The organism is Paraburkholderia sp. (assembly GCF_036488795.1).
Classification (GTDB): Bacteria; Pseudomonadota; Gammaproteobacteria; order Burkholderiales; family Burkholderiaceae; genus Paraburkholderia.
Genome location: NZ_DASXHA010000135.1, coordinates 25,428 through 43,160, shown reverse-complemented (window position 1 = coordinate 43,160; position 17,733 = coordinate 25,428). Strand labels below are relative to the sequence as shown.

The 17,733-nt window shown below is 61.7% G+C and carries 15 protein-coding genes; 14 read left to right on the top strand and 1 reads right to left on the bottom strand.

Translation table 11 applies throughout. The features are described 5' to 3' along the window. The first annotated feature begins 57 nt into the window (after positions 1-57). The 3 genes from carB to VGH41_RS19800 all read left to right on the top strand — a co-directional run bounded on the left by carB (position 58) and on the right by VGH41_RS19800 (position 4,494). Positions 58-3,312: a carbamoyl-phosphate synthase large subunit gene (gene carB / locus VGH41_RS19810; RefSeq protein WP_331599226.1), complete on the top strand. Its 3,255-nt coding sequence runs from the start codon at positions 58-60 to the stop codon at positions 3,310-3,312. A gap of 149 nt (positions 3,313-3,461) precedes the next feature. After that, positions 3,462-3,938, top strand: coding sequence for a transcription elongation factor GreA (gene greA, locus VGH41_RS19805; RefSeq protein WP_331599225.1), 477 nt, complete (start codon positions 3,462-3,464; stop codon positions 3,936-3,938). A 43-nt stretch (positions 3,939-3,981) separates the two neighbouring features. After that, on the top strand, positions 3,982-4,494 hold the full coding sequence (locus tag VGH41_RS19800) for a DUF4149 domain-containing protein (RefSeq protein WP_331599255.1): 513 nt from the start codon (positions 3,982-3,984) through the stop codon (positions 4,492-4,494). Between the two features lie 196 nt (positions 4,495-4,690). Here VGH41_RS19800 and VGH41_RS19795 read toward each other — a convergent pair whose 3' ends face one another. Further along, a complete protein-coding gene (locus VGH41_RS19795) occupies positions 4,691-5,218 on the bottom strand; it encodes a YhbY family RNA-binding protein (RefSeq protein ID WP_331599224.1) in 528 nt (175 codons plus the stop codon). Between the two features lie 199 nt (positions 5,219-5,417). Between VGH41_RS19795 and VGH41_RS19790 the strand changes: the two genes are divergently transcribed. The 11 genes from VGH41_RS19790 to phoR all read left to right on the top strand — a co-directional run bounded on the left by VGH41_RS19790 (position 5,418) and on the right by phoR (position 17,706). Beyond that, positions 5,418-6,080 carry an RlmE family RNA methyltransferase gene (locus tag VGH41_RS19790; RefSeq protein ID WP_331599223.1) on the top strand — a complete coding sequence of 221 codons (663 nt, stop codon included), beginning with the start codon at positions 5,418-5,420 and terminating at the stop codon, positions 6,078-6,080. A gap of 182 nt (positions 6,081-6,262) precedes the next feature. Beyond that, complete coding sequence (gene ftsH / locus VGH41_RS19785) at positions 6,263-8,152, top strand: ATP-dependent zinc metalloprotease FtsH (protein ID WP_331599221.1); 1,890 nt, start codon at positions 6,263-6,265, stop codon at positions 8,150-8,152. 106 nt (positions 8,153-8,258) lie between these two features. Further along, positions 8,259-9,158, top strand: a complete 900-nt coding sequence (folP, locus tag VGH41_RS19780; protein ID WP_331599220.1) for a dihydropteroate synthase — start codon at positions 8,259-8,261, stop codon at positions 9,156-9,158. Between the two features lie 28 nt (positions 9,159-9,186). Next, a complete protein-coding gene (glmM, locus tag VGH41_RS19775; protein ID WP_331599219.1) occupies positions 9,187-10,545 on the top strand; it encodes a phosphoglucosamine mutase in 1,359 nt (452 codons plus the stop codon). Between the two features lie 365 nt (positions 10,546-10,910). Further along, positions 10,911-11,942: a phosphate ABC transporter substrate-binding protein PstS gene (gene pstS, locus VGH41_RS19770; RefSeq protein ID WP_331599218.1), complete on the top strand. Its 1,032-nt coding sequence runs from the start codon at positions 10,911-10,913 to the stop codon at positions 11,940-11,942. Between the two features lie 119 nt (positions 11,943-12,061). Then, complete coding sequence (pstC, locus tag VGH41_RS19765; protein WP_331599217.1) at positions 12,062-13,078, top strand: phosphate ABC transporter permease PstC; 1,017 nt, start codon at positions 12,062-12,064, stop codon at positions 13,076-13,078. After that, positions 13,075-13,971, top strand: a complete 897-nt coding sequence (pstA, locus tag VGH41_RS19760; protein WP_331599215.1) for a phosphate ABC transporter permease PstA — start codon at positions 13,075-13,077, stop codon at positions 13,969-13,971. The genes pstC and pstA overlap by 4 nt, the downstream gene beginning before the upstream one ends. A 16-nt stretch (positions 13,972-13,987) precedes the next feature. Next, positions 13,988-14,836: a phosphate ABC transporter ATP-binding protein PstB gene (gene pstB, locus VGH41_RS19755; RefSeq protein ID WP_331599214.1), complete on the top strand. Its 849-nt coding sequence runs from the start codon at positions 13,988-13,990 to the stop codon at positions 14,834-14,836. Positions 14,837-14,866: 30 nt separating this feature from the next. After that, complete coding sequence (phoU, locus tag VGH41_RS19750) at positions 14,867-15,571, top strand: phosphate signaling complex protein PhoU (RefSeq protein WP_117335080.1); 705 nt, start codon at positions 14,867-14,869, stop codon at positions 15,569-15,571. A 28-nt stretch (positions 15,572-15,599) separates the two neighbouring features. After that, positions 15,600-16,301: a phosphate regulon transcriptional regulator PhoB gene (gene phoB, locus VGH41_RS19745; protein ID WP_331599213.1), complete on the top strand. Its 702-nt coding sequence runs from the start codon at positions 15,600-15,602 to the stop codon at positions 16,299-16,301. Between the two features lie 91 nt (positions 16,302-16,392). Then, positions 16,393-17,706 carry a phosphate regulon sensor histidine kinase PhoR gene (gene phoR, locus VGH41_RS19740; RefSeq protein WP_331599212.1) on the top strand — a complete coding sequence of 438 codons (1,314 nt, stop codon included), beginning with the start codon at positions 16,393-16,395 and terminating at the stop codon, positions 17,704-17,706. Positions 17,707-17,733 lie beyond the last annotated feature (27 nt).

Sequence of the window (17,733 nt, the reverse complement as noted above, 5' to 3'; positions counted from 1 at the left end):
TTGCTGCTACGACGCGCGCCAACGGTAAGAACACAGGAATACATTAGCGAGAGCGTTATGCCCAAGCGGACAGACATCAAGAGCATCCTCATCATCGGCGCGGGTCCGATCATCATCGGCCAGGCGTGCGAGTTCGACTACTCGGGCGCACAGGCGTGCAAGGCGCTGCGTGAGGAAGGCTACAAGGTCATTCTCGTCAACAGCAATCCGGCGACGATCATGACCGACCCGAACACGGCCGACGTGACCTACATCGAGCCGATCACGTGGGAAGTGGTGGAGCGCATCATCGCCAAGGAGCGCCCTGACGCGATCCTGCCGACCATGGGCGGCCAGACCGCGCTGAACTGCGCACTCGACCTGCACGCGCACGGCGTGCTCGAAAAGTACAAGGTCGAGCTGATCGGCGCGTCGCCGGAAGCCATCGACAAGGCGGAAGACCGTCAGAAGTTCAAGGACGCGATGACCAAAATCGGTCTCGGTTCGGCCAAGTCGGGCACTGCGCATTCCATGGAAGAAGCGCTGCAGGTGCAGGCGCAGATTGCAATCGAAACCGGCAGCGGCGGTTATCCGGTAGTGATCCGTCCGTCGTTCACGCTGGGCGGTTCAGGCGGCGGCATTGCGTACAACCGTGACGAATTCGAAGAGATCTGCAAGCGCGGGCTCGACCTGTCGCCCACGCGCGAACTGCTGATCGAAGAATCGCTGCTCGGCTGGAAAGAGTACGAGATGGAAGTGGTCCGCGACAAGCAGGACAACTGCATCATCGTCTGCTCGATCGAAAACCTGGATCCAATGGGCATCCACACCGGCGACTCCATCACGGTCGCGCCGGCACAAACGCTCACCGACAAGGAATATCAGATCCTGCGTAACGCGTCGCTTGCGGTGCTGCGCGAGATCGGCGTGGACACGGGCGGCTCGAACGTGCAGTTCTCGATCAATCCGAAAGACGGCCGGATGATCGTGATCGAAATGAACCCGCGTGTGTCGCGTTCGTCGGCGCTGGCGTCGAAGGCAACCGGCTTCCCGATTGCCAAGGTCGCCGCGAAGCTCGCGTGCGGCTACACCCTCGACGAGCTGAAGAACGAAATCACCGGCGGCCAGACCCCGGCATCGTTCGAGCCGACCATCGACTACGTCGTCACCAAGAGTCCGCGTTTCGCGTTCGAGAAATTCCGCGAAGCCGATCCGCGCCTGACCACGCAGATGAAGTCGGTCGGTGAAGTGATGGCGATTGGCCGCACCTTCCAGGAGTCGTTCCAGAAAGCGCTGCGCGGTCTCGAAGTCGGCGTCGACGGTCTGGACGAAAAGACCGATAACCGCGACGAGATCATCCGCGAGATCGGCGAAGCCGGTCCGGACCGCATCTGGTATGTGGGCGATGCGTTCCGTATCGGCATGAGCGCGGCGGAAATCTTCGAAGAGACCTCGATCGACCCGTGGTTCCTCGCGCAGATCGAGCAGATCGTGCTGAAGGAAAAGGCGCTGGCCGGCCGTACCCTGGCGAGCCTGTCGAAGGAAGAACTCAAGTATCTCAAGCAAAGCGGTTTCTCGGACCGTCGTCTCGCGAAGCTGCTCGGCGCGAAGCCGGCACAGGTGCGTGAGCGTCGTATCGAGCTGAACGTACGTCCGGTCTACAAGCGCGTCGACACCTGCGCGGCCGAATTCGCCACGAAAACCGCCTACATGTACTCGACCTACGAGGAAGAGTGCGAAGCCAACCCCACGAACAACAAGAAGATCATGGTGCTGGGCGGCGGCCCGAACCGGATCGGCCAGGGTATCGAGTTCGACTACTGCTGCGTGCACGCCGCGCTCGCCATGCGCGAAGACGGCTACGAAACGATCATGGTCAACTGCAACCCTGAAACCGTTTCGACCGACTACGACACGTCCGACCGCCTGTACTTCGAATCGCTGACGCTCGAAGACGTGCTCGAAATCGTCGACAAGGAAAAGCCGCTCGGCGTGATCGTGCAATACGGCGGTCAAACGCCGCTGAAGCTGGCGCTCGATCTCGAGGCGAATGGCGTGCCGATCATCGGCACGTCGCCGGACATGATCGACGCGGCCGAAGACCGCGAGCGTTTCCAGAAGCTGCTGCAAGACCTCGGATTGCGTCAACCGCCGAACCGCACGGCACGCGCTGAAGACGAAGCGCTGAAGCTGGCCGATGAAATCGGCTATCCGCTGGTGGTGCGTCCGTCATACGTGCTGGGCGGCCGCGCCATGGAAATCGTCCACGAGCCGCGTGACCTCGAACGTTATATGCGCGAGGCCGTGAAGGTGTCGAACGACTCGCCGGTGCTGCTCGACCGCTTCCTGAACGACGCGATCGAATGCGACGTGGATTGCATCTCGGATGGCGAAGCCGTGTTTATCGGCGGCGTGATGGAGCACATCGAACAGGCCGGCGTGCACTCGGGCGACTCGGCCTGCTCGCTGCCGCCGTATTCGCTGTCGAAAGAGACCGTTGCGGAGCTGAAGCGCCAGACCGGGGCAATGGCCAAGGCGCTGAACGTGATCGGCCTGATGAACGTGCAGTTCGCGATCCAGCAAGTGCCGCAGGCAGACGGTTCGAAGGAAGACGTCATCTACGTGCTGGAAGTGAACCCGCGCGCTTCGCGCACGGTGCCGTACGTGTCGAAGGCGACCAGCCTGCCGCTCGCCAAGATCGCCGCGCGTGCGATGGTCGGCCAGACGCTTGCGCAGCAGGGCGTGACGAAGGAAATCGATCCGCCGTACTTCAGCGTGAAGGAAGCAGTGTTCCCGTTCGTCAAGTTCCCGACGGTCGACCCGGTGCTCGGACCTGAAATGCGTTCGACCGGCGAAGTGATGGGTGTGGGCCAGACCTTCGGCGAAGCGCTCTTCAAATCGCAACTCGCGGCCGGTTCGCGTTTGCCGGAGTCGGGCACGGTGCTGCTGACCGTGATGGACGCCGACAAGCCGAAGGCGGTCGAAGTCGCGCGCATGCTGCACGAACTGGGCTATCCGATCGTCGCGACCAAGGGTACGGCTGCCGCCATCGAAGCGGCCGGTGTGCCGGTGAAGGTGGTCAACAAGGTGAAGGACGGCCGCCCGCACATCGTCGACATGATCAAGAATGGCGAAATCGCGCTGGTCTTCACGACGGTCGACGAAACCCGCGCGGCGATTGCCGATTCGCGTTCAATTCGCATGAGCGCGCAGGCGAACAAGGTCACGTATTACACGACGATGTCGGGTGCGCGGGCCGCCGTTGAAGGTTTGCGCTATTTGAAGGACCTGGAAGTCTATGATTTACAAGGGCTCCATGCTCGCCTAAACTAAGGCTTCGAATACCTGTCCAAGATGTAAGTGCCGCGGTTAAGCGGCGTTCCGCAGGTGCTGTGGCCCGGGTTCCCCGGGCTTCCAGTCTCCACGGAATGCACTTAACCGCGGTGATTTTTTTTACGGCTGTTTTTTGCATAGAGTTGTTTATGAGCACTGTTCCATTGACGAAGCGCGGCGCAGAAATGTTGCGCGATGAATTGCAGCGCCTGAAATCGGTTGAGCGTCCCTCGGTGATCAATTCGATCGCGGAAGCGCGTGCCCAAGGCGATCTGTCGGAAAACGCGGAATACGACGCGGCGAAGGAAAAGCAGGGTTTCATCGAAGGCCGGATTGCCGAAATCGAATCGAAGCTGGCTGGCGCGCAGGTGATCGACCCGTCCAAGGTGGACGCCGACGGCCGCGTGGTGTTTGGCGCCACGGTCGAGCTGGAGGATCTGGATTCGGGTGCTTCGGTCACGTATCAGATCGTCGGCGACGACGAAGCGGATATCGACCATGGCCTGATTTCGATCAGCTCGCCTATCGCGCGTGCGTTGATCGGCAAGTCGGAAGGCGATGTGGCGTCGGTGCAGGCACCGGGCGGCGTGCGCGAGTACGAGATCATCGCTGTCAGCTACGTCTAAACGCGCTCAGGTGTCCACGAAGATGTCCACTCAGATGTCACCGGTGCCGCACAAGGTATTCCGGCTGTTGACCATGGTGTGGGTCGGCAGTTTGCTGACTATCGGCTATGCGGTCGCGCCGGTGCTGTTCATGTCGCTGGATCGCATCGCCGCAGGCGCGGTCGCGGCCCAGCTGTTTCGCATCGAAGGTGTGCTTGGCGTGGTCTGCGGCGTGTTGCTGCTGGTGCTCGCCAATGTGCTGATTCGCCGCGGCCATGAGGCCTACCGCCGGCTGCGCTGGTTGATCGCCGGCATGCTCATTTGCGTGCTGCTTGGGTATTTCGCGCTGCAGCCGTTCATGAATGCAATTCGCATGGCCGCGCTCGAGTCAGGCACGGACGTCGCGCATTCCGCCAATGCCGCGCGCTTCGGCGTGCTGCACGGCGTGTCGAGCCTGTTCTATCTCGTTGAGAGTTTGCTGGCTATTGCGCTGGTCTGGAAGCTGCCGGCGGAGGCCACTCCGGCGCTCGCCGGGCAGAATGGGCGTAACGCCGCAGGAAAGCGTGCTGCGGGCTAAGCGCCAGGCGGGCGGCCAGCTTTAACGGGCTGATAGGGCGTCGGGCTGTATGTGCCGCCTCGGGCAACCTGGTTTCGGACCGGATACGTCTGGGATTGCAGGCCCTGGTTGCAGCAAGCCTGCTGCTCAACGAGGCGCCGGACGACCCGCCATGGCGGTTGCAAGCAAACAGGTTTGCAACCGCGGTCCGCTCGAACTACTTGACCGACTGATGTGGACGCTTCGCGCTGGTCTGGCGCTTCTTGGCGCGCTTGATATTGCCGCCTGCGGTGACACGTTCGTTGCCGCGCACCACGACTTTTTTCGGCTTCGGCTTGCGCATCGGGATTTCGGACGGCTTCACGACCGTCACTACGCGCGGCGCGCGGCCCTTACCCGGTTTCGCCTCTTCTGCCGCTTCACGGGCGCTTGGCAGCGCACCGCGCTTCGACTTGACGGCCGGCTGGACGCTTTCCGGCTTCCAGATCACCAGCAGCTTGCCGATATGCTGGATAGGCGCGGCGTTCAGCGTGTCGCAGATCTGTTCATAGATGGCGAGGCGCTCTTCGCGCTCGTCGCCGAACACGCGGATCTTGATCAGCTGATGGGCGCCCAGGTGGACCTTGATTTCGGCCAGAACGGCCTCGGTCAAGCCCTCGGCGCCGATGAGCACGACCGGTTTGAGCGCGTGAGCCTGGGAGCGCAACTCGGCGCGTTGATCGGAAGAGACTTTGAGGGCTGGCATGGAAAGTGGAAGACTCGACTAAAATGGCGGCGCCTGCAGTGACGATCGCTTAGGTCAATCGCGCAGGGCGGCGCGTCAGAACAACAGAGAATCGCGGCCGACGGCTCGTGGGTGATGACCCACCGGGCGGTAGCCGCGCGAATAAAACGCGTATTATCCGCTAAAAGTGCGACATCACGCAGCAAGAGTTCAACGTTTAATGGCAAAAAACAAGTTCAACACCTCGTGGCTGCACGATCACATCAACGATCCGTACGTGAAGCTGGCGCAGCGGGAGGGCTATCGTGCCCGCGCAGCCTACAAACTGAAGGAAATCGACGAGCAGGACAAGCTGATCCGTCCCGGCCAGGTGATCGTCGACCTCGGCTCGGCCCCCGGCAGCTGGAGCCAGTACGCCCGCAACAAACTGGCGCAAGGCGCGAAACGTGATGCGGCGCGTGAAGGCGGGATCGACGGCACGATCATTGCGCTCGACCTGCTGCCCATGGAGCCGATCGCCGATGTCACCTTCATTCAGGGCGACTTCCGCGAGGACACCGTGCTTCATCAGCTGGAAGAAATTGTCGGCGAGCGTCAGGTCGACCTTGTAATTTCGGATATGGCGCCCAACCTGTCGGGAGTGGCGCTGGCGGACGCCGCCCGGATCGAGCATGTGTGCGATCTGGCGCTGGAATTTTCGCAGAATCACCTGAAGCCGGATGGTGCCCTTTTAGTCAAATGTTTTCACGGCAGCGGCTACAGCCAGATTGTCGAAAAGTTCAAGCAGCAGTTTAAGACGGTGGCCGCCCGCAAGCCCAAAGCATCGCGGGACAAGTCGTCCGAAACGTTTATTTTGGGGAAGCATCTGAAAAGGCCCGGTTGATCGGGCCCCCTGTGACCATTTCGCAGCCCGGTAGGTGTCGGAAAAGCGGTGTAGAAACCGCGTCGTGCGCTATTTATGTGGTAGCGAAACGTTATGGCAGGGGTCTGCGGACTGGATTAGAATGCTTTAGTGGTGCCGCAAGGCAAATGTAGGCGCCCGTCTATGAGTGAAGGAGTGGTGCTTTGAACAACAATATGTTTTCGAAGGCAGCAGTGTGGCTGGTTATCGCACTGGTGCTGTTTACGGTGTTCAAGCAGTTCGATAAGCCCCGTGTCCAGGAAGGCGTTTCCTATTCGCAGTTCATGGATGACGCGAAGAACGGCAAGGTCAAGAACGTCATCGTTCAGGGGCGTAACCTCACGGTCACTCCAGCAGACGGCCAGAAGTACCAGATCGTGTCGCCCGGCGACATCTGGATGGTCGGCGACCTGATGAAGTATGGCGTTCAGGTGAGCGGCAAGGCCGATGACGAACCGAACGCGCTTGTTTCCGCGCTGTATTACCTCGGACCGACAATCCTGATTATCGGGTTCTGGTTTTACATGATGAGGCAGATGCAGGGAGGCGGGAAAGGTGGTGCGTTCTCGTTCGGTAAATCCCGTGCTCGTCTGATCGACGAAAATAACAACGCGATTAATTTCACCGACGTCGCCGGTTGCGACGAAGCCAAGGAAGAAGTTTCGGAACTGGTCGACTTCCTGCGCGATCCGCAGAAATTCCAGAAACTGGGCGGCCGCATCCCGCGCGGGGTGCTGCTGGTCGGGCCGCCGGGAACCGGTAAGACGCTGCTTGCGCGCGCTATTGCGGGCGAGGCGAAGGTGCCGTTCTTCAGCATCTCGGGTTCGGACTTCGTGGAAATGTTCGTCGGTGTCGGTGCGGCTCGTGTGCGCGACATGTTCGAGCAGGCCAAGAAGCATGCCCCGTGTATCGTGTTCATCGACGAAATCGACGCGGTCGGCCGTCATCGCGGCGCCGGCATGGGCGGCGGTAACGACGAACGCGAACAGACCTTGAACCAGATGCTGGTCGAGATGGACGGCTTCGAAGCGAACTCGGGCGTGATCGTGATCGCTGCAACGAACCGTTCGGACGTACTGGACAAGGCGCTGCTGCGTCCGGGCCGTTTCGACCGCCAGGTGTACGTCGGTCTGCCGGACATTCGCGGCCGTGAGCACATCATGAAGGTTCACCTGCGCAAGGTGCCGATCTCGAACGACGTCGACGCGGCGGTAATCGCGCGCGGCACGCCGGGCTTCTCGGGCGCCGATCTGGCGAATCTCGTGAACGAAGCGGCGCTGTTCGCGGCACGCCGCGGCAAGCGCATCGTCGAAATGGCGGACTTCGAAGACGCGAAGGACAAGATCTTCATGGGTCCGGAGCGCAAGTCGGCTGTGATTCGCGAAGAGTCGAAGCGCGCCACGGCGTATCACGAGTCGGGCCACGCGGTGATCGCGAAGCTGTTGCCGAAGGCCGATCCGGTGCACAAGGTCACCATCATTCCGCGCGGTCGCGCGCTGGGTGTGACGTGGCAGTTGCCGGAGCACGACAACGAAACGTATTCGAAGGACTACCTGCTGGATCGTCTGGCCATTCTGTTCGGTGGCCGCGTCGCGGAAGAGCTGTTCCTGAACCTGATCAGCACGGGCGCTTCGGACGACTTCAACAAGGCAACGGCTACGGCCCGCGCCATGGTGGCCCGCTTCGGCATGACCGACGCGCTGGGGCCGATGGTCTACGTCGACGACGAGAACGACGCTACGCCGTTCGGCCGCGGCTTCACGCGGACCATTTCGGAAGCGACGCAGCAAAAGGTCGACGCGGAAATCCGTCGCGTGCTGGATGAGCAGTACAACCTCGCCAAGCGCCTGCTCGACGAGAACCGCGACAAGGTCGAAGCCATGACCGCCGCGCTGATGGAGTGGGAAACGATCGATTCGGATCAGATCAACGACATCATGGCAGGCCGTCCGCCGCGCGCCCCGAAGAGCTCGCCCCCGGCTAGCACGGATGCTTCCTCTGGCGGCAGCACGGGTAGCGAGGTGAAGCCGGGCAGCGCCACTGCGCCGGCCTGATCGGAGCCACGTCCAAAGCACGGGCCGGTGTGATTTCACACCGGCCCGTTTTGCATTCGTGTGGTTTGTCCTGTGTTCGCCCGTATTTGTCTGGATGACCCGTTAAGTGTCGAATTCCGCATTGCCATTTCTTCCCACGCCCGAGCCGTTACAATGCGGCCGCTTCACGTTGAGCTTCGAACGCCCGTTGGTGATGGGCATCCTCAACGTCACGCCCGATTCTTTCTCCGATGGCGGCAAGTTCGCCATGCGCGGCGATGCGCTGCGCCAGGCCGAGCGGATGATGCTCGACGGCGCGGATATCATCGACATTGGTGGTGAATCGACGCGTCCCGGCGCGCCGCCCGTGCCGCTCGACGAGGAACTGGAGCGGGTCATTCCGCTCGTCGAACAACTACGCGGCGCGCAGGTGCCGCTGTCGGTCGACACCTATAAACCCGAGGTCATGCGCCATGCGCTGGCAGCCGGCGCCGATCTGATCAACGACATCTGGGGCTTCCGGATGCCCGGCGCCATCGACGCCGTGCGTGACAGCCAATGCGGCCTGTGCGTGATGCACATGTTGGGCGAGCCGCAGACCATGCAGCTCGGCGAACCGGCGTACGAGGACGTCGTGCGCGAGATACGCGAGTTTCTGGAGCAGCGGGCGCGCGCCTTGATGCAGGCGGGCATTGCAAAGCAGCGCATCGCGGTCGATCCCGGATTCGGGTTCGGCAAGGCGGTGATCGAACACAACTACGCGTTACTCGCGCACTTGCCGGACACGGCGCCGCGCGGCGAGCCGCCGTTTCCCGCGCCGTTTCCCATCCTTGCCGGCATGTCGCGCAAGTCGATGCTCGGCGCGGTAACGGGCCGAGCTGCGCCGGAACGGACGGCGGCCAGTGTCGCAGCCGCGGTGTGTGCGGCTGAGCGCGGCGCGGCCATCCTGCGCGTTCATGATGTGGCGCAGACCATTGACGCATTGAAAGTTTGGACAGCCGTGCGCGACGCAGCGCGTCGCGGCTGACCTGTAGCAGAAGGAGGAAAATTTCACGATGACACGTCGCTTTTTCGGTACGGATGGTATTCGCGGCAAGGTCGGCGAGGCGCCGATCACGCCTGATTTTGTATTGCGGCTGGGCTACGCCGCCGGCAAGGTGCTGGCGGGCGGCGACCGCTGGGTGCACACCGGACAGCGTCCTACGGTGCTGATCGGCAAGGACACGCGGGTATCCGGCTACATGCTGGAAGCCGCGCTCGAAGCGGGTTTCTCGGCCGCGGGTGTCGACGTGATGCTGGCGGGTCCCATGCCCACGCCCGCTATCGCATATCTGACACGGGCGCTGCGGCTTGCGGCCGGCGTGGTGATCAGCGCGTCGCACAATCCGTACTACGACAACGGCATCAAGTTCTTCTCGGCGTCCGGCGACAAGCTGCCCGACGAAGTCGAGTCGAAGATCGAAGAGCAACTCGCGCTGCCGCTCGATTGCGCCGCCTCGGAGCAACTCGGCAAGGCGCGCCGTCTCGATGACGCGGCCGGCCGCTATATCGAATTCTGCAAGAGCACCTTCCCGGCCGCGTTCGATCTGCGCGGCATGAAGCTGGTGGTCGATTGCGCGCACGGCGCTGCCTATGATGTTGCGCCTCACGTTTTCCACGAGCTCGGCGCGGACGTGATTCCCATCGGCGTGGCGCCGAACGGCTTCAACATCAACGATGGCGTCGGCGCGACCGCCCCAGACGCGCTGGTGCGCGCGGTGCGGGCCAATCACGCGGATCTCGGCATTGCACTCGACGGCGACGCCGACCGTCTGCAGGTCGTAGATTCCGCAGGCCGCCTCTATAACGGCGACGAGCTCCTTTATGTGCTGGTCAAGGATCGTATCGCGACCGACGGCAAGGTCGAAGGCGCCGTCGGCACCCTGATGACCAATATGGCTGTGGAAGTGGCGCTGCAGCGCGCGGGCGTTAAGTTCGTGCGGGCCGCGGTCGGCGACCGCTACGTGCTCGAACAACTGCGCGAGCACGGCTGGCAGCTCGGCGCGGAAGGTTCGGGGCATATCCTCTCGCTTGACCGCCATTCGACCGGCGACGGTATTGTGTCCTCGCTGCTGGTGCTGGCCGCCATGAAGCGTAGCGGCAAGACGCTCGCGCAACTGCTCGAAGGCGTGACGCTGTTCCCACAAAAGCTGATTAATGTGCGCATGCAGCCCGGCGCCGACTGGAAGGGCAGTGCCGTGATCCGCAGCGCGATCAGCTCCGCCGAAGCCGCGCTGGAGGGCCGTGGGCGCGTGCTGATTCGCGCTTCAGGCACCGAACCGGTGTTGCGCGTGATGGTCGAAGCCGAGCGCGTCAATGACGCAGTGCTGCACGCAGAGAGCATCGCCAGCGTCGTCAAGCAGGCCACCGCCTGAGCGAGGCTCGCGCATCGCCAGGGAAGTTCATCGCCGCGCCCAGGAACCTGACGCCGCGATGAACTCCCGCCAACGGCTGGTTAGCCGTTTCCCGTCAAAATTCCCCGTTTTACGGTCTGTGGCAAACGGGAAAAATTACGATCCGCACCTGTTTTGTCGCGACTTACGTTCAATTCGCGCCTGTTTCACCTAACCTATATGGGCGCGCCGCTAGCGTCGCTGCGGCAGCTTTTTCACGCACCTTCCAGCCTTTCACGGCAGTAATGCTACTGTCACACGAGTTTCACGGTTCGTCACGTTACTGTCACAAAGAGACCCTAAGCTTCGCGGTGTTCGTGCAATCCGCTCACACCACTGGAGGTCTCATGAAATTGATGCAAACCGTGTTCGCTGGCGTCGCTGGCGCGCTTTTCGCAATCGCAGCGCAAGCAGCAGACATCACCGGCGCGGGCAGCACGTTCGCAGCACCGATTTACACGAAGTGGGCTGATGCCTACCAGAAATCGGGCGGCGGCAAGGTCAACTATCAAGGTATCGGTTCGTCGGGTGGCATCAAGCAGATCATCGCCAAGACGGTTGATTTCGCAGGTTCGGACGCGCCGCTGAAGGACGACGAACTGGCCAAGGACGGCCTGTTCCAGTTCCCGACGGTGGTCGGCGGCATCGTGCCGGCAGTGAACATCCCTGGCGTGAAGCCGGGTGAGCTGGTCCTGTCGGGCGAAGTGCTCGGCGACATCTATCTGGGCAAGATCAAGAAGTGGAACGATCCGGCAATCACGGCGCTGAACCCGAAGCTCAAGCTGCCGGATACGGACATCGCAGTGGTTCGCCGCGCTGACGGCTCGGGCACCACGTTCATCTTCACGAACTACCTGTCGAAGGCTAACGCCGACTGGAAGTCGAAGGTCGGTGAAGGCGCAACGGTCAGCTGGCCGACGGGCACGGGCGGCAAGGGCAACGACGGCGTCGCAGCCTTCGTGCAACGCCTGCCGGGCGCAATCGGTTACGTCGAATGGGCGTACGCGAAGCAAAACCACATGATCTACGCCGACATGAAGAACGCGTCGGGCGCAGTGGTCGAGCCGAAGACGGAAACGTTCAAGGCAGCGGCAGCAGGTGCTGACTGGTCGAAGTCGTTCTATCAGATCCTGACGAACGAGCCGAACAAGGACGCATGGCCGATCGTCGGCGCAACGTTCGTGCTGCTGCACACGACGCAGGACAAGGCACCGCAAGGCGCCGAAACGCTGAAGTTCTTCGACTGGGCATTCAAGAATGGTTCGTCGGCTGCTGACAGCCTGGACTACATCTCGCTGCCGGAATCGGTCGTGTCGGAAATCAAGACGCAGTGGAAAGAGAAGGTGAAGGACGCATCGGGCAAGGCTGTCGCAGAATAAGCGAAGCCTCGTCGTAACACCGTAATGAGCCGCCCCGCCTCATGTGAGGCTGGGCGGCTGAAGCACTGTTTGCGTGGCGTCGTGTCACGCAGCATCTGGAAACAGGCAGACAAGTTCTTATGTCCGACATCCAACTCGCGCCTGGCGCCGCCCGGGACAATGCTCCCCGGTCGAAGCCGCCTGGCAGCGTAGGCCTGCAAAAAGCGCCTAGCCGCGCCGGCGATGTTATTTTTGGCGGCCTCACGCGCGTCGCCGCAATCGTGACGTTGCTGCTGCTCGGCGGCATCATCGTTTCGCTGATCGTCGCCTCCATGCCGTCGATCAAGCAGTTCGGGTTTGCCTTCCTGTGGACCGCGGACTGGGATCCACCCAGCAAGCAGTTCGGCGCGCTGGTGCCGATCTACGGCACGATCGCCACTTCGATCATTGCACTCATCATCGCGGTGCCGGTCAGCTTCGGCATTGCGCTCTTCCTCACTGAACTGGCGCCCGCGTGGCTGCGCCGGCCGCTCGGCATTGCGATCGAGCTGCTCGCGGCGATCCCGTCGATCGTCTACGGTATGTGGGGCCTGCTGGTGTTCTCGCCGATCTTCGCGAGCTGGTTCGAAAAGCCGCTGGGCTCGGTGCTGGGTGGCGTGCCGTTCGTAGGCGCACTGTTTCAGGGGCCGCCTATCGGCATCGGCATTCTGTGCGCGGGCGTGATTCTCGCCATCATGATCATTCCATACATCGCCTCGGTGATGCGCGACGTGTTCGAAGTCACGCCGGTCCTGCTGAAGGAATCGGCGTACGGCATCGGCTGCACCACGTGGGAAGTGATGTGGAAGATCGTGCTGCCCTTCACCAAGAGCGGCGTGATCGGCGGCGTCATGCTCGGCCTCGGCCGCGCGCTGGGCGAGACGATGGCTGTGACTTTCGTGATCGGCAACACCAATCTGCTCGATAACGTCTCGCTGTTCTCGCCGGGCAACAGCATTACCTCGGCGCTCGCCAACGAATTTGCCGAAGCGGAACCAGGTTTGCATACATCCGCGTTGATGGAACTCGGCCTGATCCTGTTTGTGATTACCTTCATTGTGCTGGCCATCTCGAAGATCATGCTGCTTCGCCTCGAAAAAGGGGAGGGCGGCAAATGAGCAACCCTTCGATGAATATGCCGGGTTCGACGGATGCCGCCGCCCTCGAAGCAATGCGCAACCGCTTGCAGAGCCGCCGCCGGGTGAAGAACGCAATCGCGCTGACGCTCTCGCTTGCGGCGATGGCCTTCGGCCTGATCTGGCTCGTGTGGATTCTGTTCACGACGCTGCGTCTGGGCATCGGCGGTCTGTCGATCGAACTGTTCACGCAGTCGACACCGCCGCCTAACACCGATGGCGGGGGTCTCGCCAACGCGATGGTCGGCAGTCTGATGCTGATTGCGCTGGCCACGCTGGTCGGCACGCCGATCGGCATTCTGGCCGGCGTCTACCTCGCCGAATATGGCCAGAAAGGCTGGCTCGCGAGCGTTACGCGCTTTATCAACGACATCTTGCTGTCGGCGCCGTCGATCGTAGTGGGTCTGTTCGTGTACGCGCTGGTGGTGGCGAAGCTGGGTCACTTCAGCGGCTGGTCGGGCGTCTTCGCGCTCGCGCTGCTGCAGATTCCGATCGTGATCCGCACCACCGAAAACATGCTGAAGCTGGTACCGAACGCGCTGCGTGAAGCGGCCTTCGCACTCGGTACGCCGAAGTGGAAGATGATCCTGTCGATCACCTTGAAGGCGTCGATTGCCGGCATTATCACCGGCGTGCTGCTCGCCGTTGCGCGGATTGCCGGTGAAACGGCGCCGCTGCTCTTCACGGCAATGTCGAATCAGTTCTTCTCATGGAACATGAATCAGCCGGTCGCGAACTTGCCGGTCACGATCTATCAGTTTGCGATGAGCGCCTTCCCGCAATGGCAATCGCTTGCGTGGGCCGGCGTCTTCCTGATCACGCTCGGGGTGCTGGGACTGAATATCCTCGCGCGTACGATCTTTTCGAAAAAGTAAGGGCGGAGTAAATCCGATGAATATGGCAGAAACTCAACTTAACCCGATCGCGCGCCCCACCGCGCCTGCTGGTTTCGACCCCGCCCAGGGCGACAACGCGCAAGCGTCGGCGCAGCCGAAGATTGAAGTTAACAACCTGAACTTCTTCTACGGCAAGTACCACGCGCTGAAGAACATCAACCTGCGCATTCCCGAAGGCAAGGTGACCGCGTTCATCGGTCCGTCGGGTTGCGGCAAGTCCACGCTGCTGCGCACCTTCAACAAGATGTACGCGCTCTATCCGGAGCAGCGTGCCGAAGGTGAAATCCTGATGGACGGCGAAAACCTGCTGACTACGAGGCGCGATATTTCGCTGCTGCGCGCGCGGATCGGCATGGTGTTCCAGAAGCCGACGCCGTTCCCGATGTCGATTTACGACAACATCGCCTTCGGCGTGAAGATGTTCGAAACACTGCCGCGCTCGGAGATGGACGACCGCGTGGAATGGGCGCTCACCAAGGCGGCCTTGTGGAACGAAGTGAAGGACAAGCTGGGTCAGAGCGGCTACGGCCTCTCGGGCGGCCAGCAGCAGCGTCTGTGTATTGCGCGCGGCATTGCGATCCGTCCGGAAGTGCTGTTGCTGGATGAGCCGTGCTCGGCACTCGACCCGATTTCGACGGGCCGCATCGAAGAACTGATCGCGGAACTGAAGAGCGATTACACCGTGGTGATCGTGACCCACAACATGCAACAGGCCGCACGTTGTTCGGACTACACTGCCTATATGTACCTCGGCGAGCTGATCGAATTCGGTGACACCGAAAAGATCTTCATCAAGCCGGTCCGCAAGGAAACCGAGGACTACATTACCGGTCGCTTCGGTTAAGCGCGACGAGCACCATCAAGGGAGCACGACATGTCCGACAAACACCTCTCCAGCCAGTTCGACGCCGATCTGAATCTGGTTTCCTCGAAGGTCCTCGAAATGGGCGGCCTCGTCGAGTCGCAGATCGTCAATGCGATGAACGCGCTCAACAACTTCGACCTGGATATGTGCGAGCAGGTGATCGCCGCCGAAGAGCGCCTGAACAAGATGGAAGTCGATATCGACGAAGAGTGCAGCAACATCATCGCGCGCCGTCAGCCGGCCGCGCGTGACCTGCGTCTGCTGATCGCGATTTCGAAGACCATCACGAATCTGGAACGCGCCGGCGACGAAGCCGAAAAAATCGCCAAGCGTACCAAGCGTCTGATGGAAGACGGCGCGTCGCGCACCATCAACATCGCCGAAATCAAGCTCTCCGGCGAGATGGCTGTGTCGATCCTGCGCCGCGCGCTCGACGCGTTCGCCCGTCTCGACACCGTGGCCGCCGCGCAGATCGTGCGCGACGACAAGGCGATCGACGAAGAATTCCGTGCCTTCGTGCGCAAGCTGATTTCGTACATGACTGAAGATCCGCGCTCGATTTCGGTGGGCCTCGATTTCCTCTTCATCGCCAAGGCGATCGAGCGGATCGGCGACCACGCGAAGAACATCGCTGAGTTCATCATCTACATCGTCAAGGGCACCGACGTGCGGCACAAGTCGCGCGACGCGCTCGAACGCGAAGCACTCAGTTAACCCACCGTATAAAGGTCAAGAGGTGCCGATGCCCAGCAGCATTCTCGTCATCGAAGATGAGCCCGCCATTTCCGAACTGATTTCGGTCAATCTTCAGCACGCGGGCCATTGCCCGATCCGCGCCTATAACGCGGAGCAGGCGCAGAACCTGATCAGCGATGTGCTGCCCGACCTCGTCCTGCTCGACTGGATGCTGCCGGGCAAGTCAGGCATCGCTTTCGCGCGCGATCTGCGCAACAACGAACGCACGCGGCACATTCCGATCATCATGCTGACCGCACGTGGCGATGAACAGGACAAGGTGCTCGGCCTCGAAATCGGCGCGGACGACTACGTCACCAAGCCGTTTTCGCCAAAGGAACTGATGGCACGCATCAAGGCGGTGCTGCGCCGCCGCGCGCCGCAGTTGACCGAGGACGTGGTGGCCATCAATGGGCTGAAGCTCGACCCGGCCACGCACCGCGTCGCGGCGCATGCCGAAGGCAGCGAGATCAAGCTCGATCTGGGCCCGACCGAATTCCGTCTGCTGCATTTCTTCATGACGCACCCCGAGCGCGTGCATAGCCGCACGCAACTGCTCGATCAGGTGTGGGGCGACCACGTATTCGTGGAAGAGCGCACGGTGGACGTCCACATCAAGCGCCTGCGCGCGGCCCTCAAGCCGGCCGGGTGCGATGCTATGATCGAGACGGTTCGGGGCAGCGGTTACCGGCTGGCGAAGAGCGCGTAAGCGCGCCTGGCCGAAGGTTTTAACGCCTGATCATCGGCGCGCCGCAACGTCAGTGTGCGGCGCGCATTGTCTTCTCTTCGATCGCTAGAACATGAACATCATCTGGGCGCGCTCCATTGTGTCGATCGTGCTGCTTGCTGTTCTGTGCGTGGCGCTTGGCGTGTTCGTCAGCGTCAAGACGGCACTGATCGTCGCGGTCTTCGTGCTGCTCGCACAGAGCTTCTTTAGCACCTTTCACAAGCAGCGTCTGTGGCGCCTCCTTGATGCGCCGGTGTACGGCGAAGTGCCCAGCGCGCCGGGCATCTGGGGCGAAATCTACTACCGTTTGCACAAGCTCGCGAAGCGCTGGCATGCGCAGGTGCGCCAGGTCGAGCAACAGCATTCGCGTTTCATTCAGGCCATCCAGGCCTCGCCGAACGGCGTGGCGATGCTCGATGATCACGATCAGATCGAATGGTGCAATGCGATCTCCGAAGTTCACTTCGGGCTCGATGCAAAGCGCGATCTGCGCCAGCACATCACGCATCTGGTGCGTCAGCCGGACTTCGTGCGCTACCTGAATTCGCACCGCTACGAAGAGATGCTGATCATGCGCGGGATGGGCGAGAAGCGCCAGAACGTGTTGTCGGTGCAGGTGTTTCCGTATGGCGAGAATCGCAAGCTGGTGTTGTCGCAAGACATCACGGAGCTTGAACGTACCGATGCCATGCGGCGTGACTTCGTCGCCAATGTCTCGCATGAACTGAAGACGCCGTTGACCGTGCTGTCCGGCTTTCTGGAGACGATGCGCGAGCTGCCGCTCAGCGAAGCCGAGCGCAACCGCTACCTTGAACTGATGGAGCAGCAGGCAGGACGCATGCGGCATATCGTCAACGACTTGCTGGTGCTGGCCAAGCTCGAAGGCGACAACAAGCCGCCAAGCGAGCATATGATCGACATGCGCGCGGTGCTGCGCCACTTGCGCGACGACGCGGACAATCTGTCCGGCGATCATCATCGCTTCACGTTCGATTTCGACGAGGGTCTGACCGTCACCGGCATGGAGACGGAAATCCTCAGCGCGCTCGGCAATCTCGTGACGAATGCAATTCGCTACACGCCGGACGGCGGCAAGATTCACGTGAAGTGGCACGAGACCAGCGGCTCCGCGGTGTTTTCCGTCACCGACAGCGGCCTCGGCATTCCGGCCGCCGACATCCCGCGGCTGACCGAGCGCTTCTACCGTGTCGACCGCAGCCGTTCGCGCGACACCGGCGGCACCGGTCTCGGCCTTGCCATCGTCAAGCACGTGCTGCAACGGCACGACGCACAACTCGAAGTGAAGAGCGAAGAAGGGCGCGGCAGTACCTTCACCGTGCGCTTCCCGGTGTTTCGCACCGCGCGTTGCCAATCAGCGCCGGCATAAACGAAAACCCGCCTGTTCAGGCGGGTC

Excerpts from the sequence above, each read along its gene's own strand:
- pstA (WP_331599215.1), top strand. The coding sequence starts at position 13,075 with ATGAGCAACCCTTCGATGAATATGCCGGGTTCGACGGATGCCGCCGCC.
- phoR (WP_331599212.1), top strand. The coding sequence starts at position 16,393 with ATGAACATCATCTGGGCGCGCTCCATTGTGTCGATCGTGCTGCTTGCT.
- pstS (WP_331599218.1), top strand. The coding sequence starts at position 10,911 with ATGAAATTGATGCAAACCGTGTTCGCTGGCGTCGCTGGCGCGCTTTTC.
- carB (WP_331599226.1), top strand. The coding sequence starts at position 58 with ATGCCCAAGCGGACAGACATCAAGAGCATCCTCATCATCGGCGCGGGT.
- VGH41_RS19790 (WP_331599223.1), top strand. The coding sequence starts at position 5,418 with ATGGCAAAAAACAAGTTCAACACCTCGTGGCTGCACGATCACATCAAC.
- glmM (WP_331599219.1), top strand. The coding sequence starts at position 9,187 with ATGACACGTCGCTTTTTCGGTACGGATGGTATTCGCGGCAAGGTCGGC.
- greA (WP_331599225.1), top strand. The coding sequence starts at position 3,462 with ATGAGCACTGTTCCATTGACGAAGCGCGGCGCAGAAATGTTGCGCGAT.
- pstC (WP_331599217.1), top strand. The coding sequence starts at position 12,062 with ATGTCCGACATCCAACTCGCGCCTGGCGCCGCCCGGGACAATGCTCCC.
- phoB (WP_331599213.1), top strand. The coding sequence starts at position 15,600 with ATGCCCAGCAGCATTCTCGTCATCGAAGATGAGCCCGCCATTTCCGAA.
- phoU (WP_117335080.1), top strand. The coding sequence starts at position 14,867 with ATGTCCGACAAACACCTCTCCAGCCAGTTCGACGCCGATCTGAATCTG.
- pstB (WP_331599214.1), top strand. The coding sequence starts at position 13,988 with ATGAATATGGCAGAAACTCAACTTAACCCGATCGCGCGCCCCACCGCG.
- VGH41_RS19795 (WP_331599224.1), bottom strand. The coding sequence starts at position 5,218 with ATGCCAGCCCTCAAAGTCTCTTCCGATCAACGCGCCGAGTTGCGCTCC.